The organism is Streptomyces sp. NPDC107522 (assembly GCF_055657525.1).
Genome location: NZ_JBVKAU010000008.1, coordinates 1 through 22,443, shown reverse-complemented (window position 1 = coordinate 22,443; position 22,443 = coordinate 1). Strand labels below are relative to the sequence as shown.

21 protein-coding genes and 1 pseudogene are annotated in these 22,443 nt (G+C 71.4%); 18 read left to right on the top strand and 4 right to left on the bottom strand.

The window, feature by feature from the left end; genetic code table 11:
• Positions 1–19 precede the first annotated feature (19 nt).
• The 7 genes and pseudogenes from ACZ7L6_RS25340 (at position 20) to ACZ7L6_RS25310 (ending at position 5,393) form a co-directional block, all read left to right on the top strand.
• Complete coding sequence (locus ACZ7L6_RS25340) at positions 20–949, top strand: endo alpha-1,4 polygalactosaminidase (RefSeq protein ID WP_471927577.1); 930 nt, start codon at positions 20–22, stop codon at positions 947–949.
• Positions 950–1,024: 75 nt separating this feature from the next.
• A complete protein-coding gene (locus tag ACZ7L6_RS25335; protein WP_471927575.1) occupies positions 1,025–1,345 on the top strand; it encodes a DMT family transporter in 321 nt (106 codons plus the stop codon).
• Complete coding sequence (locus ACZ7L6_RS25330; RefSeq protein ID WP_471927573.1) at positions 1,345–1,881, top strand: TetR/AcrR family transcriptional regulator; 537 nt, start codon at positions 1,345–1,347, stop codon at positions 1,879–1,881. Before ACZ7L6_RS25335 ends, ACZ7L6_RS25330 begins: the two co-directional genes overlap by 1 nt.
• A 323-nt stretch (positions 1,882–2,204) precedes the next feature.
• Entirely contained in the window at positions 2,205–3,194 is a 990-nt protein-coding gene (dapD, locus tag ACZ7L6_RS25325; protein ID WP_471927571.1) for a 2,3,4,5-tetrahydropyridine-2,6-dicarboxylate N-succinyltransferase, read from the top strand.
• Between the two features lie 182 nt (positions 3,195–3,376).
• Positions 3,377–4,243, top strand: a complete 867-nt coding sequence (locus ACZ7L6_RS25320; protein WP_471927569.1) for a hypothetical protein — start codon at positions 3,377–3,379, stop codon at positions 4,241–4,243.
• A gap of 139 nt (positions 4,244–4,382) precedes the next feature.
• Positions 4,383–4,610 carry a hypothetical protein gene (locus ACZ7L6_RS25315; RefSeq protein ID WP_471927567.1) on the top strand — a complete coding sequence of 76 codons (228 nt, stop codon included), beginning with the start codon at positions 4,383–4,385 and terminating at the stop codon, positions 4,608–4,610.
• Between the two features lie 182 nt (positions 4,611–4,792).
• Positions 4,793–5,393 (top strand): annotated as a pseudogene (locus tag ACZ7L6_RS25310) (SigE family RNA polymerase sigma factor).
• Positions 5,394–6,615: 1,222 nt separating this feature from the next.
• Here the strand turns inward: ACZ7L6_RS25310 and dapA are convergent.
• Positions 6,616–7,518 (bottom strand): 4-hydroxy-tetrahydrodipicolinate synthase, encoded by a 903-nt coding sequence (dapA, locus tag ACZ7L6_RS25305; RefSeq protein ID WP_471927565.1) that lies wholly within the window; start codon positions 7,516–7,518, stop codon positions 6,616–6,618.
• 185 nt (positions 7,519–7,703) lie between these two features.
• Here dapA and ACZ7L6_RS25300 point away from each other — a divergent pair, with 185 nt between their 5' ends.
• From ACZ7L6_RS25300 to ACZ7L6_RS25270, 7 genes are all read left to right on the top strand, one after another.
• Positions 7,704–7,847, top strand: a complete 144-nt coding sequence (locus ACZ7L6_RS25300; RefSeq protein WP_471927563.1) for a hypothetical protein — start codon at positions 7,704–7,706, stop codon at positions 7,845–7,847.
• Positions 7,844–8,527, top strand: coding sequence for a hypothetical protein (locus ACZ7L6_RS25295; protein WP_471927561.1), 684 nt, complete (start codon positions 7,844–7,846; stop codon positions 8,525–8,527). Before ACZ7L6_RS25300 ends, ACZ7L6_RS25295 begins: the two co-directional genes overlap by 4 nt.
• A gap of 182 nt (positions 8,528–8,709) precedes the next feature.
• On the top strand, positions 8,710–9,132 hold the full coding sequence (locus ACZ7L6_RS25290; protein ID WP_471927559.1) for a phage holin family protein: 423 nt from the start codon (positions 8,710–8,712) through the stop codon (positions 9,130–9,132).
• Positions 9,129–9,698 carry a DUF3618 domain-containing protein gene (locus ACZ7L6_RS25285; RefSeq protein WP_471927557.1) on the top strand — a complete coding sequence of 190 codons (570 nt, stop codon included), beginning with the start codon at positions 9,129–9,131 and terminating at the stop codon, positions 9,696–9,698. Before ACZ7L6_RS25290 ends, ACZ7L6_RS25285 begins: the two co-directional genes overlap by 4 nt.
• Before the next feature lie 194 nt (positions 9,699–9,892).
• A complete protein-coding gene (locus ACZ7L6_RS25280) occupies positions 9,893–10,597 on the top strand; it encodes an antibiotic biosynthesis monooxygenase (protein WP_471927555.1) in 705 nt (234 codons plus the stop codon).
• A gap of 70 nt (positions 10,598–10,667) precedes the next feature.
• Positions 10,668–11,303, top strand: coding sequence for an ArsR/SmtB family transcription factor (locus tag ACZ7L6_RS25275; protein WP_471927553.1), 636 nt, complete (start codon positions 10,668–10,670; stop codon positions 11,301–11,303).
• Between the two features lie 16 nt (positions 11,304–11,319).
• Positions 11,320–12,060, top strand: a complete 741-nt coding sequence (locus ACZ7L6_RS25270) for an SRPBCC family protein (RefSeq protein WP_471927551.1) — start codon at positions 11,320–11,322, stop codon at positions 12,058–12,060.
• A gap of 13 nt (positions 12,061–12,073) precedes the next feature.
• On the opposite strand, the gene ACZ7L6_RS25265 is transcribed toward ACZ7L6_RS25270, so the two are convergent.
• Positions 12,074–13,900, bottom strand: a complete 1,827-nt coding sequence (locus ACZ7L6_RS25265) for an endonuclease/exonuclease/phosphatase family protein (RefSeq protein ID WP_471928103.1) — start codon at positions 13,898–13,900, stop codon at positions 12,074–12,076.
• A 343-nt stretch (positions 13,901–14,243) separates the two neighbouring features.
• On the opposite strand from ACZ7L6_RS25265, the gene ACZ7L6_RS25260 reads away from it, so the two are divergent.
• From ACZ7L6_RS25260 to ACZ7L6_RS25245, 4 genes are all read left to right on the top strand, one after another.
• Positions 14,244–15,686, top strand: a complete 1,443-nt coding sequence (locus ACZ7L6_RS25260) for a hypothetical protein (RefSeq protein ID WP_471927549.1) — start codon at positions 14,244–14,246, stop codon at positions 15,684–15,686.
• 230 nt (positions 15,687–15,916) lie between these two features.
• Complete coding sequence (locus ACZ7L6_RS25255; protein WP_471927547.1) at positions 15,917–17,368, top strand: alkaline phosphatase PhoX; 1,452 nt, start codon at positions 15,917–15,919, stop codon at positions 17,366–17,368.
• A gap of 355 nt (positions 17,369–17,723) precedes the next feature.
• Entirely contained in the window at positions 17,724–19,307 is a 1,584-nt protein-coding gene (locus ACZ7L6_RS25250; protein ID WP_471927545.1) for a TROVE domain-containing protein, read from the top strand.
• Between the two features lie 196 nt (positions 19,308–19,503).
• The gene (locus ACZ7L6_RS25245; protein WP_471927543.1) at positions 19,504–20,541 is read left to right on the top strand and encodes a LacI family DNA-binding transcriptional regulator; all 1,038 of its coding nucleotides are present in this window, start codon (positions 19,504–19,506) and stop codon (positions 20,539–20,541) included.
• Positions 20,542–20,700: 159 nt separating this feature from the next.
• On the opposite strand, the gene ACZ7L6_RS25240 is transcribed toward ACZ7L6_RS25245, so the two are convergent.
• Both ACZ7L6_RS25240 and ACZ7L6_RS25235 read right to left on the bottom strand, forming a co-directional pair.
• The gene (locus ACZ7L6_RS25240) at positions 20,701–21,927 is read right to left on the bottom strand and encodes a TerD family protein (RefSeq protein ID WP_471928101.1); all 1,227 of its coding nucleotides are present in this window, start codon (positions 21,925–21,927) and stop codon (positions 20,701–20,703) included.
• 81 nt (positions 21,928–22,008) lie between these two features.
• On the bottom strand, positions 22,009–22,230 hold the full coding sequence (locus ACZ7L6_RS25235) for a hypothetical protein (RefSeq protein WP_471927541.1): 222 nt from the start codon (positions 22,228–22,230) through the stop codon (positions 22,009–22,011).
• Between the last annotated feature and the right edge of the window lie 213 nt (positions 22,231–22,443).

Sequence of the window (22,443 nt, the reverse complement as noted above, 5' to 3'; positions counted from 1 at the left end):
AATTGCTGAGCAGGGCATCATGAGCGGCAGCAACGGAGATCACGTACTGGAGGAGTCCCGCATCATGGTGCACCGCGTCCGCCGGGCCCTCCGCCGAGCGGCGGCGGCCGCAGTCCTGTGCGGTGCGCTCGCCATGGCCGCGGGGGGATGCACGGCGTCCGGCGGGGGCGACGCCGACGCGCCGGGCCGCCCGACCGCCTCGCCGTCCGCGGGACCGGGCGGCGGTGGGAAGGTGGTGCTGCCCGAGCCGGGGGTCGCCTTCGACTACCAGATCGGCGGTCCCTACCGGCCGCCCGCGGGCGTACGCGCCGTCTCCCGCGACCGCACCGCGAAACCGGCGCCGGGGATCTACAGCATCTGCTACGTCAATGCCTTCCAGGCCCAGCCGGACGCCGACGGCTGGTGGCAGGCCCACCATCCCGACCTGCTGCTCCGTGACGCCGACGGCACGCCGGTCGTCGACCGGGACTGGGACGAGGCCCTGCTGGACATCTCGACGGCCGCCAAGCGTGAACGGCTGGCCGGGATCGTGGGGAAGTGGATCGACGGCTGTGCCGCGGCCGGATTCCAGGCGGTCGAGGCCGACAACCTCGACTCGCACGAGCGGTCCGACGGACTGCTGACCGCCGAGGACGACATGGCCTTCGGCAAGCTGCTCGCCGCCCGGGCGCATGCCGCCGGTCTGGCGATCGGCCAGAAGAACGCCGCCGACCTGGCGCGGCAAGGGCGCGGTCTCGGCTTCGACTTCGCGGTCGCCGAGGAGTGCGGGCAGTACGACGAGTGCGGCGCCTACGCGGACGCCTACGACGACCGGGTCTTCGTCATCGAGTACCGGTCGGACGGCCTCGCCGCCGCGTGCGCGGAGTGGGGCGACAGGCTGTCGGTGGTGCTGCGGGACCTGGATGTCGTACCGGCGGGGGAAGCCGGGTATCGCCGCCGCACCTGCTGACCCGGTCCGGCGGCCGCCCACCTGTTGCCGTGTCGTTGTGTACGGTCGTACGCAACGTTGTGTACGCTCGTACACATGGGATACCTGTTGCTCGCGGCAGCCATCGCGGCCGAGGTGGGCGGTACGACCGCCTTGAAGTACAGCGACGGCTTCAGCCGGTTGTGGCCGTCCGTGCTGACGGTGCTCGGGTACGCCGTCTCCTTCGTGTTGCTCGCCCAGACCCTGAAGACGGTGTCGGTCGGCACGGCGTACGCGATCTGGTCCGGCGTCGGTACCGCGGCCATCGCCACCATCGGAATCCTCTTCCTGGGGGAGGGGATGACGGTCGCCAAGGCCACCGGAATAGCGCTGATCATCGTCGGTGTGGTGGTGCTGAATCTGGGGGGCGCGCACTGATGCCTCGGCGTTACGACCCCGAGCGGCGGCAGCGGATCATCGATGCGGCGATTCGGGTCGTCGGGGAGAAGGGGATCGGAGGGCTGAGTCATCGCACCGTCGCCGCCGAGGCGGATGTGCCGCTCGGTTCCACGACGTATCACTTCAAGACGCTTGACGATCTGCTGGTCGCCGCTCTGCGCAAGGCCAATGAGGGCTTTGCCAAGGTGATCGCCTCGCGGGGTGGGCTGGAGGATCCGGGGGCCGATCTGGCCGCCGAGCTCGCGGGGTGGATGGGAGAGTGGCTTGCGGGGGAGCGGACGGGGGTCGAGCTGGAGTACGAGCTCTATCTCGCCGCTCTGCGTCGGCCTGCGCTGCGGCCGGTTGCGGCGGAGTGGGCGCAGGAGCTTGCCGATCGGTTGGCGCGGCGTACGGACGCGGTGACGGCTCGGGCGCTGGTGGCGTTGATGGACGGGATCTGTCTGCAGGTGCTGCTTGCCGGGGGTACGTATGACGAGGAGTACGCGCGGGAGGTGCTGGCGCGGGTCATTCCGTGACCGCGGTTTGTTCTTCGCCCCCGCCGGCCCTACCCGTCCCATCCCCAGGGGCGCTGCCCCTTCGACCCCGGCTCCTGGGGGCTGCCGCCCCCAGACCCCCGCTCCGGCCCTGAACGGGCCTCGTCCTCAAACGCCGGACGGGCTGAGATATGCGGGCCGGCGTTGAGAGGTGGAGAGTGTCCTCGGTCTCGAACGCCGGACGGGCTGGAATGCCGTGACCGGCGTCGCCAGGCCCGGACCCGCGTCTTCGCCGTACCGCCCGGCACGTGAGACGCACCCCCGTCGGTTCGCCCCCGCGGTGGGGGTCACGTTAGGTTGCCCTTATGACCGACACGACTGCTCCTCGCACCACCGGCGCCGTGGCCGCCGGCCTTGCCACGATCGCTGCTGACGGCACTGTTCTCGACACCTGGTTCCCCGCGCCCGAGCTCGTCGCCGAGCCCGGTCCCGCCGGCAGTGAGCGGCTGTCCGCCGAGCGCGCCGCGGAGCTGCTCGGTGGTGGCGCCACCGCGGCGATCGGGCCGGACGCGCGCAGGGGCGTCGAGGTCGTCGCGGTCCGCACGGTCATCGCCTCGCTCGACGAGAAGCCGATCGACGCCCACGACGTGTACCTGCGCCTGCACCTGCTGTCGCACCGGCTGGTCAAGCCGCACGGCCTGAGCCTGGAGGGCCAGTTCGGCTTCCTCGCCAACGTCGCCTGGACCTCTCTCGGCCCGGTCGCCGTCGACGACATCGAGAAGGTCCGGCTCAATGCTCGGGCCGAGGGGCTGCACCTTCAGGTGACCTCCATCGACAAGTTCCCGCGCATGACGGACTACGTGACGCCCAAGGGCGTGCGCATCGCCGACGCCGACCGGGTGCGGCTCGGTGCCCACCTCGCCGCGGGTACCACCGTCATGCACGAGGGCTTCGTGAACTTCAACGCGGGCACCCTCGGTACGTCCATGGTCGAGGGCCGTATCTCCGCGGGTGTCGTGGTCGGTGACGGTTCCGACATCGGTGGCGGTGCGTCGACGATGGGCACGCTGTCCGGCGGCGGCAACGTGATCATCTCCATCGGTGAGCGCTGCCTGATCGGCGCCGAGGCGGGCGTCGGCATCGCGCTCGGCGACGAGTGCGTCGTCGAGGCCGGTCTGTACGTCACGGCCGGTACCCGGGTCACCATGCCCGACGGGCAGATCGTCAAGGCCCGCGAGCTCTCCGGCGCCTCCAACATCCTCTTCCGCCGCAACTCGGTCACCGGCACCGTCGAGGCCCGCCCGAACAACGCGGTCTGGGGCGGCCTGAACGACATCCTGCACAGCCACAACTGACGGCGATCGGCCCCTTCCGGCCGCCTTCGACCAGCGCCCTCTCACGGCCGGGCCCGGCTTGTGGGAGGGCGTCCGTCGTATGGCGGCGCACCCCCTTGCGACCCCCCTGCCACTCTTGACGCCGCCGTCCGGCCCTCAAGAACCTTGACCTTCCACGGCAACGGTCGCAAGGGGGCAAGGCGATGCCGATACGGGAGATTCTTGGTGACAGGCCGTCGACACGGCAGTACAGATGGGCACTGGGCGGTGTGGTCCTGCTGGTGCTGATCTCCGTGATCGCGTACCAGAACCTGCGGAACATCTTCAACGAGGAGAAGGACTTCGTCATCGGCACGCTCTTCTCGCTGGCCGGGTTCTGCTTCGCCAAGGCGCTGACCCGGGACCGTGGTGAGCAGGCGCTGGAGATCCTGCGGGACACGGGGGCGTTCGAGCAGATCGCGCTGATCGACCGGAACGTCAAGGCGGCGGCCGAGCGGCTCGCCGGCTACCACGACCTGCAGTGCCGGGATCCGGAGTTCTACCGGAACGTGGCGCTGCTGCGCGTCTGCCTGGACGATCTGGACAAGACCGTCACCAACATCGCCGACCTGCGCACGACCCTCGGGATCGACCCCGGACAGGTGTATCCCATCGCCCCGGACATCCGGCTCAGCCTGCTGTCGGTGCGGCGGTGCGTGCACGAGGGGCTGGTCAGGAGGGATCAGGCGTACGAGTGGCTGCTGCCGCGCCTGTCCTCCGAGGACCGGGAGGCCTGGGACCTGTTCTCGGTGATGACGGCCGACGTGCAGAAGGCCTCGCTCACCCTGGACTCGCTGCTCAGCCAGTACGTCGCCTTCCCGCCCACCGAGTACATCCGCACCGTCCTCGGCTATCTGCGGGCGGCACTGCGCCGCTGCGAGCTGTTCCGGGAGTCGACCGCGACGCCGAGGATCTTCACGGTGCTGGAGGAGGACCTCCAGCACGCCATCGAGGACCTGGAGGACGTGGAGGCACGGCTGCGCACCGACACCCTTCCGGTGCCCGCGCCCCTGCCGAGCCCGACGTCGTGACCGAGAGGCACGGCGGCGCGCTCACGTACGGGTTACTCCACGTGACCTCAGCGCGGTCCACGCAGATGAACGGGTGGACGCAGTGTCCGATCACACGCCGAACCGACGAGATGAGGACCGAGGGCCGATGAGGGGTCGAGTGAAGAGGAACGAGCGGACGAGGACCGTACTGCGCCTGGTGGTCGGCGCGTTGACCGTGGCGGGCGCGTGCTGGCTCCCGGTCGGGACCGCGTACGCCGACGAGACCAACACGGGCTCGCACAACGGTCCCCGCATCGGGCTGGTCAACGTCGGCCAGGTCGACGATCCGATGGAGGATGTGCTGGAGCACTTCCTGCTCCTCGGCGACGGGTACCGCTGGGGCTGAGGGGCTGAGCGCGCACCGGGCAGGGCGCCCGGCCGGGGCCCGTACCGCACACGGATGCGGTACGGGCCCCGCCCTGTGCCGCGAATTGTTCCGGCGCGGCGGCATAGCGGCCGCACCCCGCACGCGTCACAAGGGGTAGGAGAGGCGGGCACCGGGCCCGCCCGGGGGAAGAGAAGGTGGCGATGGATGCCGAAGCGCAGGACAGCTTCCGCCAGTTCGTGGAGAACCGGTCGTCCGCGCTGCTGAAGACCGCCGTCCTGCTGGCCGGCGGCGACCGGCACGCCGCGGAGGACCTCCTGCAGAACGCCCTGATCAAGGCGGCCGGCCGCTGGCACCGCATCGACGAACCGGAGGCGTACGTACGCCGGATCCTGTACCGGCAGCAGATCAGCCGCTGGCGGCTGAAGTGGCGGAGAGGCGAGCTGACCGTCGCCGAGCCGCCCGAGACCGGAGCGAACCCGGACACCGCGCCCGCCGCCGAGTTGCGGCTGCTGATGCGCGGCGCGCTCGCCCGGCTGACCGCACGGCAGCGCACCGTGCTGGTGCTCCTCCCCCAGCCTCTCGGCTTCGCTCGAGCCCGGGGGCACCCCCATCTTCGAGGACCTGCCGGAGGCCGACGTGGCCCGCATCCTCTGCTGTTCCGTGGGCACCGTACGGTCCACCACCCACCGCTCGCTCGCCCGGCTGCGGGTCCTCGCGCCCGAACTGGCCGCCCTCGACCCGCCGGACGGGGCTCCGCGCCGGCCGTCCCCTGACTTCTCGCCCATGGAGGTGCGTCCGTGAACGTCGAGGAACTCGTACGTGACTCCCTGCGGGAGCTGGCCGTCGAACAGCCGTCGGCGGGGCCGGGGTTCGCCGACCGGGTGCTCGCGGTGCGCCGGCGCCGCCGGACCCGCAGGCTCGCCTCCGCCGCCGCAGCCTCCGTCGCCGTGGTCGCCGTCGCGGTGGCCGTGCCGACGCTGGACACGGGCAAGGACGACGTACGTCCCGCGAGTGTCCTGGAGCAGGGTGGGGTCAGCGCCCACCCCGACCAGTCGCCGCCGCGGGACATGATCGCGGCGGGGCGGTCGGTGCTCGCCGCGTACGGCACGGGCGAGCCCGTACAGCAGACGAAGGACGAGGGAACCTTCGTACGGACGTACTGGCTGCTCGATCCCGGGACCGGCAAGTACGAGAAGGACACCCGGTGGTCCCATGTCGCCGTGGCACCCGGTCTCAGGACGGCCGCCGTGCTGGAGCGGAGCCTGCCCGCCCACCGCATCGGGCTGCTCGACCTCGCGACGGGGGAGGTCGAGCGGTGGATCCCGGTCCAGCAAGGGGTCGGCGGGCTCGCGTTCTCGAGCGACGGCAGCCGACTCGTCGCGACGACATACGCCGAGAATCCGGATGCGCTCGACAAGCTCGGGAGTCTTGTCGGCGGCGGGGACGCGTGGGCGACGCCGCCCAGGTCGAGCCGCACCGGATTCCTCCTGATCGACCTGGTCGGTGGCGGGGTCTCCTGGTCGAAGGTCTCGCACGGCCGCGAGGTCGTCGGCCGCGCGGACTTCGCCTTCAGCCGCGACGACCGACTGGTGTACGCGGCAGTCCTCGGGCCGCAGGACGGCCTGGAGCAGTTCTACGACCTCTCGGGCGACAAGGTCGCCCCGCCCGCGGACGAGAAGCACCTGCGCTGGGACGTCGGCGCGCGGCTGTCCCCGAACGGCAGGCTCGCCGCCCTCGGCCAGACGAAGAAGGCCGGCGCCACCCCCGGCAAGTCGTACTCCTCGATCCGTGATTCCCGCACGGGCAAGGAGATCACGAAGGTCCGCGGCACCACCCTGCTCGCCTGGGCCGACGACAAGCGGCTGATCGCCTGGGATCGGACCACGGGCCCGGAGGAGCCGTACCGCGACCGGCTGGTGCTGGTCACGATCGGCAGCGACAAGGTCGTACCGCTCAGTGGCACACGGGTCATGGACGACGACCTCCAGACCTGGAGTGGCAGCCCGTGTTCGCCGAGCGCTGATCAGCCGTCCGTCAGCTCCGCGTACACCGCCAGCAGCCCGTCGACCGCCTCGCGGCCGGCGGGCCGCAGCGGTGCGCGGACCGGGCCCGCGGGCAGGCCGAGCTCGTTGAGCAGGGCCTTGGCGGTGACGGTGCCGGGCAGGCCCGCCGCCATCATCGACTCGATGAGCGGCGTGGCGCGTTGCTGGAGGCGGGCGGCCGCGGGGGTGTCGCCCGCCTCGAAGGCGTCCAGCACGGAACGAAGGTGACGGGGGATCACATTGGCGACCGTGCTGACATACCCCGCGCCGCCCACCGCGTACAGCGCGAGGTTGTGTTCGTCGCAGCCCGCGTAGTACGCCAACTCCGTGCGGTCGAGCACCTTCTGGGCGGCGAGGAAGTCGTAGGAGCAGTCCTTCACCGCGACGATCCGCGGGTGCTCGGCGAGCCGGATCAGCGTCTCCGGCTCGATACGGGTGCCGGTGCGGCCCGGGATGTCGTACAGCGCGAGCGGCAGTCCGGCCGCGTCGGCGACCTCGCGGAAGTGGGCCTCGACGGCGTCCTGCGGGGGCTTGCTGTAGTACGGCGCGACCACCAGCAGGCCGTCCGCGCCCGCCTTCTCGGCCGCCAGGGCCAGCTCGACCGTGTGCCGGGTGTCGGAGGTGCCCACCCCCGCGACGACCGACGCCCGGTCGCCCACCGCCTCCCGGACGGCCCTGACCAGCTCCGACTTCTCGGCATCCGTCGTGGTCGGCGACTCGCCCGTCGTACCGGAGAGCACCAGCCCGTCGCAGCCCTCGCCCACCAGCCGGTCGGCGAGCCGCTGCGCGCCGTCGAGGTCGAGCGATCCCGCCTGCGTGAAAGGCGTGATCATGGCGCACAGGGCGCGGCCGAAGGGAGGCACGGAGGCGGTGGTCGTCGTCATGGGAGTAGTGTCGGCGGGGCGATTGATTAGCTCCACTTAATTCTTCTACGAGGTGCTGGTAAGCAATGCTGAGGAGTTGAGGCTGTCGCGGGCGCCCTTGGCCGTTGTAGGCCCTATGTCCAAAGTCGGCCGTGATGGGTCACCATGGCCGGGACGGTCAACGACCCCTGGTCATGGGAGGCGTCATGAAGCTCGGCAAGGCACTCGCCACCGGAGTCGCGCAAGAGCGGCCGCAGACCCACGACGAAGAACGCGAACTGGCTGAAGAGATCGCGGAGATCACGGCCGTCGAGGCGTCCGCGCCCGAAGAGGCCCCGGCCGCCCGATGAGGCTGCGGCTTCCGGAGGAACGCCCGACGGAGCCGCCGACCGGATACAAGATCGCCCACCCGATGCTGTCCCAGGACGGCACCCGGGCCGCCTTCACCGGTGTGTCGCTGGGCGGCGCGCTGCCGTACGGAGTCCTGGCCGAGGCGTCCTGCGTCTACGGCCTGCGGCACCGGGCGCCGAGCCGCCGCTGCGACTGCGGCTTCCACTGTGTGCACGACCGTGCGGCGGCCGAGGCGCTGCTGTGCACGGCCGAGCACCGGACGGCCGTCCTGCTCGACGTCACCGTGCTGGGCCGGTACATCCGCTTCGAGCGCGGCTTCCGCTACGCCCGCCAGCGGGTACGCACCGTCACGGTCGGCCCGTGCGCCTGCGGTACGGTCGCCGCCGCCCTGGCCGACGCCGGCTGGGGCCGCCCCGGCTGGCGGGCGCTCGCCCCTTCCTGCGCGGGCTGCCTGCGCGGCCGTACGCCCGTCTCGCTCGCGGGGTTCGCCCGGCTGGCGGGGGAGGGGCTGCGGGTGGTGGCCGGGAAGGCGGCCTCCGTGGCAGCGGCCGGCCTGGGCGACGCCGACGAGCTGGGCGTGCCCGAACTCGCCGCCGAGGCCGCCTTGTTGCAGGCCCGCCTCGACTGGTTCCAGACCCAGCTGGCCCGGCTGGGGGAGGGGAGAGCCGACGGGGCGTGAAGCGCCCCTCGAGGGGCGCGGGGCTGTATCGATGTGCGGCTCCACCGCGTGGGTGCGACTGGCCACGACGCACCCGCAGGCCGCGTACGGCAGCTGCCTGGCAGATGCGTCCCGGTGTCCGGCGTAGCGGGGGCCCCGCCGGGTACCCGGAGTGTTCCGAAACCGAGAGGAGGCGGAGCACCGTGACCGGGACCACGGACACCGCGCGGCCCCTGCGCGAGGAACACCACTCCGTGGGAGAACTCGTCAGCCAGGCCACCGAGCAGGTTTCCCAGCTCGTACGACAGGAGGTCGCCCTCGCGAAGGAGGAGCTGGCCGCCAAGGGCCGGCGCGCCGGACGTGGTGGCGGACTGCTGGGCGCGGCGGGCGCCGTCGCCTACGCCGGTCTGCTGGCCCTGGCCGGCACGGCCACCGCCGCCCTCTCGCTGACGCTGTCCGTCTGGGCCGCGGCACTGATCGTCACCGGGGCGCTGTTCCTGATCGCCGGCCTGCTGGCCGCGGCGGGCCGCGCCCAGCTGCGGCGGGCGGTACCCCCGAAGCCCGAGGAGGCACTCGGCAGCGTCAGGGCCGATGTCGAGGAGATCAGGGAAAGGGCGCATCGATGACGCACAGGAAGGCGGGAGACAAGGGCGGCAAGGCCCACTCCGCGGCGAAGGCGGCCGTCGGCAAGGCGACCGGCGGCGCCAAGGGACCCGACGAGCTGCGCCGCCAGATCGAGCGGACCAGGAAGCAACTCGGCGACACCGTCGAGGAGCTGGCGGGCAAGGCGGACGTGAAGGGCCGCGCGCGCGCACGCGCCGCCGACCTGCGCGACAAGGCCGGCGCGATGACCGTACAGCTGCGCAGCACCGCGGCCATGGCGGGCCACACGGTGCAGGACCGGGCGACGCGCGCGGGGCACACCCTGCAGGACCGGGCGAGCCATGCGGGCCACGCCGTCCAGGGCCGGGCGAGCCATGCCGGTCATGCCGTCCAGGGCCGGGCGGGCCAGGCCGGACACACCGTGCAGGACCGGGCGACCCGGGCGGGTCACACCGTGGAGAAGAACGTGCCGTATCCGCTCCGGACCGCCGTCCGGTTCGGGCTGCGGCATCGGGGTCCGGTGGTGGCCACGGTCGTCCTGGCGGTGATCGTGGTGGAGGTGATGCGCAAGCAGCGCCAGTACCCGTGAGACGGGCGGCCGCCTTCATGCGGGTCCCGTCCCCCATGGGGGTCCCGTCCCACATGCGGGTCCCATCCGAACGCGGGTCCTGTCGTCGAGTGCGGGTCTCACCTCAACGCGCTTGACCTGAAGCTAGGTTGAGGTTGAAGGGTAGTCGGTGCAGAGATCACCGATCACCCCTCACCGAGCCACGGGAGCCCGCCATGACCCGCCGTACCGACACCCGCCCCGACCTCACCCGTCCCGAGGTCGGGGCGCCCTTCTTCAGCACCTGGCGTGTCGGCACCCCCGAACGGCAGAAGCAGGCCGTCGAGGCCATAGCCGGCACCTGGGAGCGCCGCCCCTGGCCCGCCGCCGGCCTCTTGGGCTACCACGTCTACGCCGGCCACGACGGCTCCACCCTCCTGCACTACTCGCAGTGGAGGGACGAGCAGGCCTACGACGCCTTCGTCAAGATCCACCGCCAGGAGCGCAACGACGAGATCGACACCGCCGTCCCCGGAATCGAGCGGCTGAGGCTCGACCGGTACCGGCACTACCGCAGCGGCACCCGGGACGACCACGGCGCTCTGGTGCCGGGCTGCATCGTGATCGTCGACGTCGAGTTCGAGGGGCCCGACCCCGACCGGCAGCGAGCCTGGGTCGACGCCGTCTTCGAGGCCCTGGACAGCGAGCCGAACCCGCGTCCCGGCGGAATCGCGGCCCACTTCCACCTGAGCACCGACGGCACGCGCGTCCTCAACTACGCCGAGTGGGAGACCGCCCAGCACCACATCGACGCCCTGGCCGAGCCCGGTGAGGGCGTCGGCTCTGGGTCCGCCCTGTGGGAGCGCGTGCAGAACTGGCCCGGGCTGAAGGGCAGCACGGTCACCCGGTACGACCACGCCCTGGGCCTCGTCCCGGACTGAAGCCCGGCGCCACCCCACCGAACACTGCAACCGTCTGGACAAAAAAAGTTTTCGGTGAGACGGTGGACCCATGCTGGACGTCACCGTGATCGAGGACCCCGAGGCCGCAGCCGTCTCCCTGGACCCCATAAGGGCCCGGCTGCTCGCCGAGCTGGCGGCCGGACCGGCGTCGGCCGCCATGCTGGCCGGCAAGGTCGGACTGCCCCGGCAGAAGGTGAACTACCACCTCAAGGCGCTGGAGCGGCACGGCCTGGTCGAGCTGGCCGGCGAGCGCCGCAAGGGCAACGTCACCGAGCGGCTGATGCGGGCGACCGCCGCGTCGTACGTGATCTCGCCGCTCGCCCTCGCCTCGGTGCAACCGGACCCGGACCGCTTCCGCGACCAGCTCTCCGCCCGCTGGCTGCTGGCGCTCGGCGCCCGGCTCGTCCGGGACGTCGGCTCGCTGATCACCGGTGCGGCCAAGGCCCGCAAGCGGCTGGCGACGTATGCGCTGGACGGCGAGGTCCGCTTCGCCTCGGCGGCCGAACGGGCCGCGTTCATCGAGGAGTTGACGGCCGGCGTGAGCGCGCTGATCCGCAAGTACGACGCGCCCGGCGCCGAGGGCGGCCGGGACCACCGGATCGTCGTCGCCGTACATCCGACGGTCAAACCCACGGCCGATCCCACGGTCGAGGACCATCAGCCCACCCAGGAACTCGAGCAGTAGGCCCCAGGAGCCCGCCATGTCAGAGAAGAAGGAATTCGAGATCGCCCGCGAGTTCGAGGTCGACGCCACCCCCGAGGAGGTGTGGGAGGCGATCACCACCGGGACCGGTGGCTATCTGTGGCCGATGGAGCCGCCGGAGCCCAAGGTCGGCGGCAAGGGGCCCTTCGGGTCCACCGTCACCGCCTGGGACCCGCCGCATCGCTACACCAACCGCGTCGAGGACGTCGAGGGCATCGCCGAGCAGACCGCCAACCAGCTCGACTACACCATCGAACCGCGCGACGAGGGCCGGCGTGCCTGGGTGCGGTACGTGCACAGCGGGATCTTCGTCGACGACTGGGACAACCAGTACGACGGGGCCGCCAAGCACACCGACTTCTATCTGCACACCCTGCGGGAGTACCTGGCCCACTTCGCGCCCCGGCCGGCCGCCTTCGCCACCTTCGACGGCCCCGAGGCGTCGAAGGCCGCCGACGCCCTCGCCGCCGTCGGGCGGGCGCTGGGCGTCGGGGAGGACGTGGCCCCCGGGACGCGGTTGACGGTCCACGGGCCCGACGAGTTCGAGGCCGTGGTCGACTTCCGCAACCCGTACTTCATCGGGCTGCGCACGGACCGGGGCCTCACCCGCGTCTTCGGACGCAACCACTGGGGCTACCGGGTCGGCATCTCCCTGCACGACTTCACGCCGGGCGCCGACATCAAGGAGTGCGAAGCCGCCTGGCAGGGCTGGCTGAACGGCGTGTTCAGCCAGCCCTGACAGGCACCGGACGCTACGGCCGGAACCGCAGCACCTGCGGGTCGTGGTCGCTGATCTGGTCGTTGAACTCCGAGTTGATGTGCACGCTGTCGTACTCGAAGTCGCAGGCGCGCCGGATCGACGGGCTGACCAGGATCTGGTCCAGCGTCTGGGCGTTGCCCTGGTAGACGTACGAGTAACGCTCGCTCCTGGGCAGCGACTTGATCGCCGACCACAGCTCGCCGTCACCCTCGAGGATGTCCACGGTCCCGGAGAACTCGAAGTCGTTGATGTCGCCGAGGGCGATGACGTCCGCGTTCTTCTGCGTGCCGAGGATGTCCTTGACGAAGGAGTGGATCGCCGTCGCCTGCGCGTGCCGCTGGACCTCGGAGGACCGGGCCGGCGGCTGGTACTGCGAGGTCAGGCCCTGGTCGCCGCCCTTGGAGTTGAGGTGGTTGGCGATCACGAAGACCGTCTTGCCGCGGAAGAGGAACTCGCCCACCAGCGGCTTGCGGCTGTTGGCGAAGGCCGCGTTCGCCGGGTCGATCCGGCCGGGGGAGACCGTCAGGGCGGCCTTGCCGCGCTCCTTGGTCACGCCGACGGCGGTGGTGGCGTCGCCGCCCGCGCGGTCGGTGAAGGAGACCCGCTCCGGGTTGAACAGGAACACCTGACGGATGTTGCCGCCCGGCTCGCCGCCGTCGGCCTTGTCGACCGGGTCGATCGAGCGCCAGTCGTACGTCGGGCCACCCGCCGCGACGATCGCGTCGATCAGCTTCTGCATCGTCTGGTCGGCGGCCACCGTACCGTCGTTCTTGGCGCCGTTGTTGTCCTGGATCTCCTCCAGGGACACGATGTCGGGCGACTGGAGATTGTTCACGATCGCGGAGGCATGCTCGGCGAACGTGGCGTCGGACGGGTCGAGGTTCTCCACGTTGTACGTGGCGACCGCGAGCTCGCCGCGCGCCTGCTTCTGCGTGGTCTCCCGCTCCAGACCGGCGCTCTTGAGGGTGCCGAGCTGGTTGGCGACCAGGGTGTAACCACCGAACTGGTTGTAGTCCAGCGGGCCGGCCGTGGTGCCCGCCAGGACGTCACCGACGTTCGCGACGGGGAAGTCGGCGGTCTTGCCGAGCGACTGGATCTGGAGCCGGCCGGTGTTCTGGGCGTCGTAGGAGCCGTAGACCGTGCCGCCGCGGCGGTTGCGGTGCTCCCACGGCTTCACCGTGACCCACAGCTCGGTGTACGGGTCGGTGGCGCCGACCACGCGGGTGTCGGCGACCTGGACGCTCTCGCCCTCAAGGGACTCGTAGTAGTCCAGGGCGTAGTTCGCGGGCTCCAGGGGCAGGCCGTTGACCGAGCCGCCCGCGGCGGTGTCGCCCTCGGGGCTGTAGGCGGCCGGGACCGACTTCGCATCGATCACCTTGGCGGCCGGGACCGCGTTGCCGCCGGAGACGACGGTGATCGTCGGCTTGGTGATCTCGGTCAGCGACTGGTTGCCGGAGGACGCGCCGCCCGGGACGTACTCCGCGACCGTGCCGGAGACCAGGACCGAGTCGCCGACGGCGACCTTCGGGGCGGAGCTGGTGAAGACGAAGACGCCCTCGCTGGTGGCCGGGTCGGCGTCGGGGTTCGGATCCTGGATCCAGAAGCCCTTGGACGAGCCGTAGGTGCGCACGCCGGTGACGATTCCGGCCACGTCCGTGACCTGCTTGCCGGCGTACGGGGATATTCGGGTGCTGCCCTGGATGTCGTGGATGCGCACGGAGTCGGCGTGCGCCGGCACGGTCAGAACGACAGTGGACGCCGCGGAACAGACGGCGGCGACGGTGAGCGCGGCGAGACGCGCGGACTTCTTGCTCGGCAACGGGATCCCTCCGGGGACATACATGGGTGCCGGGACGAGGGTGGTGCGTGGAACGTGGGGGGGTGCGACCGGTGGGGCGGCGGCAACGCGCGTAGAAAATACAGTGAACAGATGTCCGCCAGATTTCTACGCGCGTAATCTCCTGCCTGCTCAGGCCACTTGTCAAGGTTTCGGCCATGTACGCAGCCTGACGGGTACATGAACCGGGCGGCATGGGTGGAAATCCGTCTAGGCTGAGCGGCTGAGCCGTGTTGTGCAGCGGCTGAGCCGTGATGTGCCACGGCTGAGCCGTGATGCGTCGTGATGTGTACGGCCATGCAGAGCGCCCTAGGAGAACCAGCCGATGTCAGACAGCTCCCGCTCCCCCCTGCCGCCGGTGCGGCTGCACCCCGAGGCGGAGCTGGCGCGGGACGCGCTGTCCACGCCGCTGCTCTCCCGGGCCGCCCGGCTGGCCCGCTGGGCCGGGCCCGACACCCGGGTCGACGCCGGGGGCGGGCTCGTCGACGAGCAGCTGCCCGCCGCCGCCGAGGTGCTCGGGCTGAGCGGGGACGACGCCGCCGCGTACGCGAGCGAGGCGTGGCGGGTGGCCGTGGACACCGGGCTGGTCGAGGTCGTCGACGAGGACGCGGGCACGGTCGCGGCCGGCGCCGAACTGGTGGTGCTGACCGGCGGTTCCCCGCAGGACGTCCTCGGGGTGTGGCTGGGCGCGCTGGAGACGGTCCTCGCGGACGCGAGCGTGCCCGACCTCGACGACCTGGTCGACGCCATGGACGCCGGTGGCGAGGTCGACTTCTCCTCGCTGGACTGGGATCCGGAGGCCGAGGCCGAGTTCCTCGACGGGGTGCTCGGCAACCTGTATCTGCTGACGGTCAGCGAGGACGGCCCGGACGACGGGCCCGTACCGCTGCCCGCCCTCGCCGCGTCGATGATCGTGCCCAGCGACATGGGCGAGCCCACGAACGACGTGCTGGAGCAGGTGTCCGACGCGATGATGCGCCTCGACGACCAGTTCCGGCTGCTGCAACCGGTCGGTCTCGTGGAGTACCAGCCGGTGGACGAGGCGCTGATGGCGGACGCCGAGGCCGCCGCCGAGGAGCCGCCGGCCGGACTCGACGACACCGACGTGTCGCGCTACGGCATGGTCCGGCTGACCCCGCTCGGGCGGTACGGGCTGCGGTCCCGGCTGCTGGAGGCCGGGTTCGAGGCACCGGCGGTCGGGGACCTCGCCGACAAGGGCGCCGACGCGCTCCTCGACGGCACGGCCACCTACCCGCAGGCCGCCGCGCAGGCCGAGACCGAGCAGTGGCTGGCCCGGCGTGAACCGCTCGCCGCCGCACGGGAGTTGCTGGCCGCGGCACGGGGCCTGGACGCGGGGGCGCCGCTGCGGCGGCTGCGCTGTCAGCAGGCGCTGTCCCTGGTGGGTGCGGAGGCCGAGCCGGCGCTGCGGGAGGTCCTGGACGATCCGGAGCTCGGTGGGCTGGCCCGGGTCTGGCTGAGCGAGGCCGGGTTCTCCGACGTTCCCGCGCCGTCCCAGGACCTGGTGTTCTGGCTGACCGTCGACACGGTGGCCGCGCAGCTGGCGGCCGAGGGGAACTCCGACGAGCTGAGGGCGCTGGTGCAGGGGCTTGCCGCGCAGCACAGCGGGTTCTTCGCGGCGGCCTGGCGGGTGGATCATCCGGCCACGGCGGATGTGCTGGAGGCGATGGGGCGGTTGCATCCGGACAAGAAGATCGCGAAGGAAGCGCGGAAGGCCGCGTTCAAGGCGCGGTCGCAACAGGGTGGTTGAGCTTGTTGTGCGGGTGCCGGTTGAGGGTGGCTGGTCGCGCTCACGCGGCGGAGCCGCATATGGATACAGCCCCGCGCCCCTGAGGGCGTTGCTGCGCCCGGCGTTGATTCATGGAAGCGAGTGCCCTGAGGACGTCTGGTGTTCAACCAGCGTTCAGGGGTGAGCGGGACTGTGGCGCCGATCCGAAGTCCGCCACCCTCCACGGCGCACTCACTGTCACAGGAGACACCATGTCGCTCACCCGCAGGGACTTCGCCAGAAATTCCGCGATCACCGGGGCCGGGGTCGCGCTGGCGGGCAGTGCCGGCGTTCTCGGCACCGCGCCCAACGCGCTCGCGTCCACGGAGTCCGAGACCGCGAGCGAGGAGTCCGCGGACGCCTACGGTGGCGGCGTCGGATACGGACCGCTGATCCCGGACCCGGAGGGCATCCTGGCACTGCCCGCCGGATTCAAGTACCGCGTCATCACCTACAGCGGCAGGACCAGGCTGGAGTCGGGCGAGTTCACCCCCTCCAACCACGACGGCACGGCCACCTTCGACGGCCCGCGCGGCACCACCCTCCTCGTCAACAACCACGAGCTGAAGGGCCCGCGCGCCAACTGGAAGTACCCCGTCCCGCTCACCGAGGGCCTGGTCTACGACCCCGCCGCGTCCGGCGGCTGCACGGTCGTCGAGGTCCGCCCCGACGGCCAGGTCGCGGAGTGGGTCGGCATCGCCGGCACCTCCACCAACTGCGCGGGCGGCCGCACCCCTTGGGGCACCTGGCTCACCTGCGAGGAGAACTCCGACAAGGCCGGCACCAACGGCATGACCAAGGACCACGGCTATGTCTTCGAGGTCGACCCCGTCGACCGGCGCGCCAACAAGAACCCCAAGCCCCTGAAGTTCTTCGGCCGCTACGACCACGAGGCCGTCGTCATCGACCCCAAGCGCGGCCACGCCTACCTCACCGAGGACGCCGCCTCCCCCAACGGCCTCTTCTTCCGCTGGACCCCGCCGAAGGGCTTCGAGTACGGCCGCGGCAAGTTCCGCACGCTCGCCGACGACGCGGGCGTCCTGCAGGCCCCCAAGTGCTTCGACTCCGGCGGCAAGTTCGTCGACGACCTGTCCCGCGCCACGAAGATCGGCACCGTCTACGGCGTCGACTGGGTCGACGTCCCCGACCGCGACGCCAAGACCACCCCGGTGCGCAAGCAGTTCGCCGACGGCGAGGTCACCCGCGCCCGCAAGCTGGAGGGCATGTGGTGGGGCGACGGCGGCGCCTACGTCGTCTCCTCCTACGCCCGTGCGGAGAGCCCTGTCCAGCACGACGGCCAGGTCTGGTTCTACGACCCCAAGCGCCGCACGCTGACGTTGAAGGTCCTCCTCGGCGTCAACCCCGACCCCTCGAAGGACGGCGCCTTCGACGGCCCGGACAACATCACCGTCTCCCCGTACGGCGGCCTCGTCATCGCCGAGGACGGCGAGGGCGTCCAGCACCTCTTCGGCGCCACCGACAGCGGCCGCACCTACCCCATCGCCCGCAACGAACTGAACATCGGCACCGAACAGGAGCCGGAATACAGCGAGTTCACGGGCGTGACCTTCTCGTGCGACGGCCGGACCCTGTACGCCAACATCCAGTCGCCCGGCATCATGCTGGCCATCACCGGGCCATGGAAGCGCCAGAAGCGCGGCTGAACTTAATTGGTTCGCTCCACCCGAGTTGCGCCTCCTACAGTGAGATCACTACATCGCACCTCCCGGTGCGAAGGCAGCGGCTACTTCTTTTGCAAAGAGAATCCAGTGCCGCGGCCGACTTGATCTCGGGAGGCGCAGCTCATGGTGGGTGCCCGGTGCGCAGGCAGCGGATACTTCAGGGATCTGGTCCGTAAGACCACGGGTGCGGGTTCGAATCCCGTCACCGGTTCGCGACCGGTGTGGCGGAAAGGGAAGACGCGCCAGGTGAGCAAGGCCGTCGCCGAACCTGATCTCGGGCACCCACCTTTTGCCGCGCCTCCTCCGAAAACATCCATGAATTCGGGGGGAATTCACCATGGCGCGATTCAACAGGCGTGCCGCCAAGGCGCAGCCGATATCGCGGGTCACTTCCACGGGCCGGATACTCCGCACGTTCGAGGGCGGCCGCGGTCGCGAGCGCGACGCGCGCTCCGAGCTCTTCCTGCTCGCGGTCGCCAACTTCGTCACACAGAAGACCTTCTACGAGACCGGCGCCGACCGCGACGACAGGTTCGCGCGTCTTGTCGCCGAGCTCGCCGTCACCGACTCGACCTGGACCGCCGGCCTGCTCGGCTGGCTGCGCGGCGAGGGCAATCTGCGTACGGCCTCGATCGTGGGCGCCGCCGAGTACGTGAAGGCCCGCCTCGACGCGGGCGTCACCGACGGCCCCTCGAACCGGCAGGTCGTCGCCTCCGTGCTCCAGCGGCCGGACGAGCCGGGCGAGCTGCTCGCGTACTGGACGGCGACGTACGGTCGCAACGTGCCCAAGCCGGTCAAGCGCGGCATCGCCGACGCCGTACGGCGTCTCTACAGCGGCAAGGCGCTGCTGAAGTACGACACCGCGTCCAAGGGCTACCGCTTCGGCGACGTCCTGAACCTGGTGCACGCGGCCCCGGACCCGGACAGGCCGTGGCAGGGCGAGCTGTTCCGGTACGCCCTCGACCGGCGGCACAACCCGGACACCGCGCTGCCACCGGCTTCGAGCCGGACTCTGGTCGCGCACCGCGAGCTGATGACGCTGCCCGTCGGGGAGCGGCGTGCGGTGGTGACGTCGGAAGGTGGTGCCGAGCGGCTCGCGGCGGCCGGGATGACGTGGGAGGCACTGGCCGGCTGGCTGCAGGGGCCGATGGACAAGGCGGCTTGGGAGGCCGTGATTCCGTCCATGGGCGCGATGGCGCTCGTGCGCAACCTGCGGAACTTCGACGAGGCCGGTGTCTCGGACGAGGTGGCCGCCCGGGTCGCGGCACGGATCAGCGACCCGGCCGAGGTCGCGCGCTCGCGGCAGTTCCCCTTCCGGTACCTCGCCGCGTACCAGCACGCGCCCTCGCTGCGCTGGGCGTACCCGCTGGAGCAGGCGCTCGGCCACTCGCTGGCCAACGTGCCCGGGCTGCCCGGTCGCACGCTGGTGCTCGTCGACCGCTCGGGCTCGATGTTCTGGTCGCGGCTGTCCGACCGCTCGCAGCTCAACCGGGCCGACGCGGCGGCGATCTTCGGCACGGCGCTCGCGCTGCGGGCGGCGGACGCGGACCTGGTCCAGTTCGGCACGGACAGCCGTGAGGTCGCCTTCCGGCGCGGCCAGTCGGTGCTGAAGGTGCTGGAGCGGTTCGGGGACCTCGGCGGCACGAACACCACCGAGGCGGTGCGCCGGCACTACCGCAAGCACGACCGGGTGCTGATCGTCACCGACGAGCAGTACGCGCCCAGCCACCACGGCGACCCGACCGAACAGGTCCCGGCCCACGTGCCGGTCTACACCTGGAACCTCGCCGGGTACCGGGCGGGCCACGGCCCGTCGGGGAAGGGCAACCGGCACACCTTCGGCGGCCTGTCGGACGCGGCCTTCAGGATGGTGCCCCTGCTCGAGGCCGCTCGGGATGCCGACTGGCCCTGGGTTGCCTGAGCCGAGCCGTGGTACGGCGCGCTGTTCCGAAGAGGGGGATCAGGCGCGAAGCGCCGATCCCCAGGGGCGCGGGGCTGTGTCGATATGCGGCTCCGCCGCGTGGGCGCGACCAGCCCCGACGAGGGCCGCAGACGACCGACGTCCTATCGCGGCACTTCTTGTCGCGGCTTCTCCAGCGGAGCGTACAGTGCACAGCGTGTGGGCGGACGATCAGGGGCGGGAGCCGAGTCTCGTACGGCCGGACGGCCCTCGCCGCCGGGCCACGATCCACGATGTCGCGAAGCTGGCCGGAGTGTCCCGGCAGACGGTCTCCCGCGCGGTCAACGACCAGGGCGAGATCGACCCGGCCACGAAGGAGCGCGTGCTGGAGGCGGCACGGCTGCTGGACTACCGGCCGAGCCGTTTCGCGCGGGGCCTCGTGCAGAAGGGGACCGTGACGGCGGGTCTGGTGATACCGGACCTGATGAACCCCTTCTTCCCCGAGGTGGCCGCGGGAGTGCTGGAGGCGGCCGAGCAGCGCGGCTGGCAGGTGGTCGTGTGGGACTCCCGCATCGACGAGGCCCGGGAGCGGGACGCGCTCGATGTGCTGTCCCATCAGGCGGACGCGGTCGTGGGCTACTTCAAGAGCCCGGACGACGTGCTCGCGCGGCACCTCGGCGGCGTACCGCTGGTGCTGCTGGAGCGTGGCCCGCAGCAGACCCGGTTCGCGGCCGTGGGCATCGACGCCGCCGCGGGGCTCGAACAGGGCATGGCGCACCTGGTGGCGGCGGGTCACCGCAGGATCGGCATGCTGGACGGCGTGCACGGCCCCGGCCCGCGCAGGCAGGCCTTCCTGGCGGAGGCCCGGCGGCACGGACTGCCCGTCGACGAGGAGTGGACCGAGCTGTGCGACGAGCACAGTGTGGCCGGGGGCGAGGCCGGCATGGAGCGACTGCTCGACGCACGGCCCGAGATCACCGCGGTGTTCGCCTTCAACGACCTCATCGCCGTCGGCGCGATGCGCGCCGCCCGGCGCCGCGGGCGGCGGGTCCCGGACGACCTGGCCGTGCTGGGCTTCGACGGACTGTCGCTGGGCGAGCTGGTGGAGCCAGGCCTGACCACGCTGCACATAGACAAGCGGCGGCTCGGCCGGCTGGCCGTCGAGCAGGTGGCCCGGCTGCGGGCGGGGGAGGAACCCATGACCGGCCCGGACGCGTGGGTCATCCCCGAGCTGGTGGTGCGGGCCTCGGCATGATCGGCGCCTGAGTGTTCGTAGGCCGTCATCGGTCGTCAACCCTGGCCGTTCGTAGGCCCTCCCTGTTCGTCGGCGTGCCCGGCGGTCCCAACTCGCCGGGCGCCCCTGTGGGGTGGGGGCGCCCTGGACGTCGTACGGCGAACGCGGCAGGCGGTGGGACTACAGGGCCTGTGCCGCCGGCTTCACCATGTTCCGTACGGTGCGGGCCTTCACGAAGTCGCCCATGGCCGTCATCTCCCACTCGCCGGAGAACTGCTTGATCAACTTCGCCATCATCACGCCCGTCTGCGCTTCGGCGTTGGTGAGGTCGAAGCGGACGAGTTCCTCGCCGGTCGCGGCGTCGAGGAGGCGGCAGTAGGCCTTGGCGACCTCGGTGAACTTCTGCCCCGAGAAGGAGTTGACGGTGAAGACCAGTCCGGTGACCTCCTGCGGCAGCCGCCCGAGGTCCACGGTGATGACCTCGTCGTCGCCTCCGCCCTCGCCGGTGAGGTTGTCGCCGGAGTGGCGGATCGCGCCGCCCACGATCTGGAGCTTGCCGAAGTAGCAGCTGTCGATGTGGTTGCGCTGCGGGCCGTAGGCGATGACCGAGGCGTCCAGGTCGATGTCCTTGCCGCGGTACGCCGGCTCCCAGCCGAGGCCCATCTTGACCTGGGAGAGCAGGGGGCGGCCGCCCTTGACGAGGGAGACGGTCTGGTTCTTCTGGAGGCTGACCCGGCCCTTGTCGAGGTTGATCTTTCCGGCGCCCGGGGCGGGAGGCGCGGGCGGGGCCGGGGGAGCGGCGGGCGCCGGGGGAGTCGACAGGGGTGGGGCCGGCGGGGCGACCGGGGGCTGCATGACGGGCGGCGGTGGGGCGGCCGGCTGCGGCGGGGCCACGGGCGTGGGGGCCGGGGCCGGTTCCTCGACCGTGACGCCGAAGTCCGTCGCGATGCCCGCCAGTCCGTTGGCGTATCCCTGGCCGACCGCGCGGGCCTTCCACTGGCCGTTGCGCAGGTAGACCTCGACGATCACCAGGGCCGTCTCGGTACCGAGCTGCGGGGGCGTGAACGTCGCCAGGACGCTGTTGTCGTCCGCGTTGCGGATGGTGGCCGTCGGTTCGATGCCCTGGAAGGTCTGGCCGGCGGCGTCCGGGCTGGCGGTGACGACGATCTTCTCGATGCCGGGGGGTACGGCCGCCGTGTCGACCGTGATCGCGTCGGGGCTGGTGCCGCCGCCCGAGCGGTACGTCACGCCCGGGCCGCTGGGCTGGTTGTAGAAGATGAAGTCGTCGTCGGAGCGCACCTTGCCGTCGGCGGTGAGCAGCAGGCCCGATACGTCGAGCCGCACCGGGGCGGCGACGTCCACCGTCACGCGCGTGGCGGAGAGAGGGATGTTCGAGCCGGGGGTCATAGCTGTCATGCCCGGTGAACGAGCGGAGGCGTTTTACCGTTCCCTTACTCAGGGGCCATTTGGTGGAAGGTGGCGGCGGGGTCAGCGGCGATTGCGGGGGTGGTTGCGGGCGGTGCGTTCGTTGCCGCGTTTGTAGTTTCCGGTCCAGCGGGCCATGACGAGCTGGGGGTCGCCCGTTTCGACCTCTGCGCGGAACTCGTCGGCTCGGTGGCCGCGGAGGGTTGTGGCGGGGTGGCCGTGGTGGGTGATGCGGATGGTGCCGTCTGGGTGGGCCTCGTAGAGGAAGCCGTGTGGGCTTGGCATGGGGCGGATCGTACGGGCGTGCGGTGCGGCGGCCCAGTGGTTTTTCGCCCCCGCCGCCCCTACCCATTCCCATCCCCCAGGGGCTCCGCCCCTTCGACCCCGCTGGGGGCTGCCGCCTCCAGACCCCCGCTTCGGCCCTGAAGGGGCCTCGTCCTCAAACGCCGGACGGGCTGAATGACGCGGACCGGCGTCGAGAGGTGGCCGACCCCGGCT

Bases quoted from the DNA above. Each gene is read 5' to 3' on its own strand.
- dapA (WP_471927565.1), bottom strand. From the start codon at position 7,518: ATGACGACGACCACCGCCTCCGTGCCTCCCTTCGGCCGCGCCCTGTGC.
- ACZ7L6_RS25340 (WP_471927577.1), top strand. From the start codon at position 20: ATGAGCGGCAGCAACGGAGATCACGTACTGGAGGAGTCCCGCATCATG.
- ACZ7L6_RS25285 (WP_471927557.1), top strand. From the start codon at position 9,129: ATGACGCACAGGAAGGCGGGAGACAAGGGCGGCAAGGCCCACTCCGCG.
- ACZ7L6_RS25330 (WP_471927573.1), top strand. From the start codon at position 1,345: ATGCCTCGGCGTTACGACCCCGAGCGGCGGCAGCGGATCATCGATGCG.
- ACZ7L6_RS25280 (WP_471927555.1), top strand. From the start codon at position 9,893: ATGACCCGCCGTACCGACACCCGCCCCGACCTCACCCGTCCCGAGGTC.
- ACZ7L6_RS25300 (WP_471927563.1), top strand. From the start codon at position 7,704: ATGAAGCTCGGCAAGGCACTCGCCACCGGAGTCGCGCAAGAGCGGCCG.
- ACZ7L6_RS25260 (WP_471927549.1), top strand. From the start codon at position 14,244: ATGTCAGACAGCTCCCGCTCCCCCCTGCCGCCGGTGCGGCTGCACCCC.
- ACZ7L6_RS25270 (WP_471927551.1), top strand. From the start codon at position 11,320: ATGTCAGAGAAGAAGGAATTCGAGATCGCCCGCGAGTTCGAGGTCGAC.
- dapD (WP_471927571.1), top strand. From the start codon at position 2,205: ATGACCGACACGACTGCTCCTCGCACCACCGGCGCCGTGGCCGCCGGC.
- ACZ7L6_RS25320 (WP_471927569.1), top strand. From the start codon at position 3,377: ATGCCGATACGGGAGATTCTTGGTGACAGGCCGTCGACACGGCAGTAC.
- ACZ7L6_RS25275 (WP_471927553.1), top strand. From the start codon at position 10,668: ATGCTGGACGTCACCGTGATCGAGGACCCCGAGGCCGCAGCCGTCTCC.
- ACZ7L6_RS25295 (WP_471927561.1), top strand. From the start codon at position 7,844: ATGAGGCTGCGGCTTCCGGAGGAACGCCCGACGGAGCCGCCGACCGGA.
- ACZ7L6_RS25235 (WP_471927541.1), bottom strand. From the start codon at position 22,230: ATGCCAAGCCCACACGGCTTCCTCTACGAGGCCCACCCAGACGGCACC.
- ACZ7L6_RS25255 (WP_471927547.1), top strand. From the start codon at position 15,917: ATGTCGCTCACCCGCAGGGACTTCGCCAGAAATTCCGCGATCACCGGG.
- ACZ7L6_RS25335 (WP_471927575.1), top strand. From the start codon at position 1,025: ATGGGATACCTGTTGCTCGCGGCAGCCATCGCGGCCGAGGTGGGCGGT.
- ACZ7L6_RS25240 (WP_471928101.1), bottom strand. From the start codon at position 21,927: ATGACCCCCGGCTCGAACATCCCTCTCTCCGCCACGCGCGTGACGGTG.
- ACZ7L6_RS25250 (WP_471927545.1), top strand. From the start codon at position 17,724: ATGGCGCGATTCAACAGGCGTGCCGCCAAGGCGCAGCCGATATCGCGG.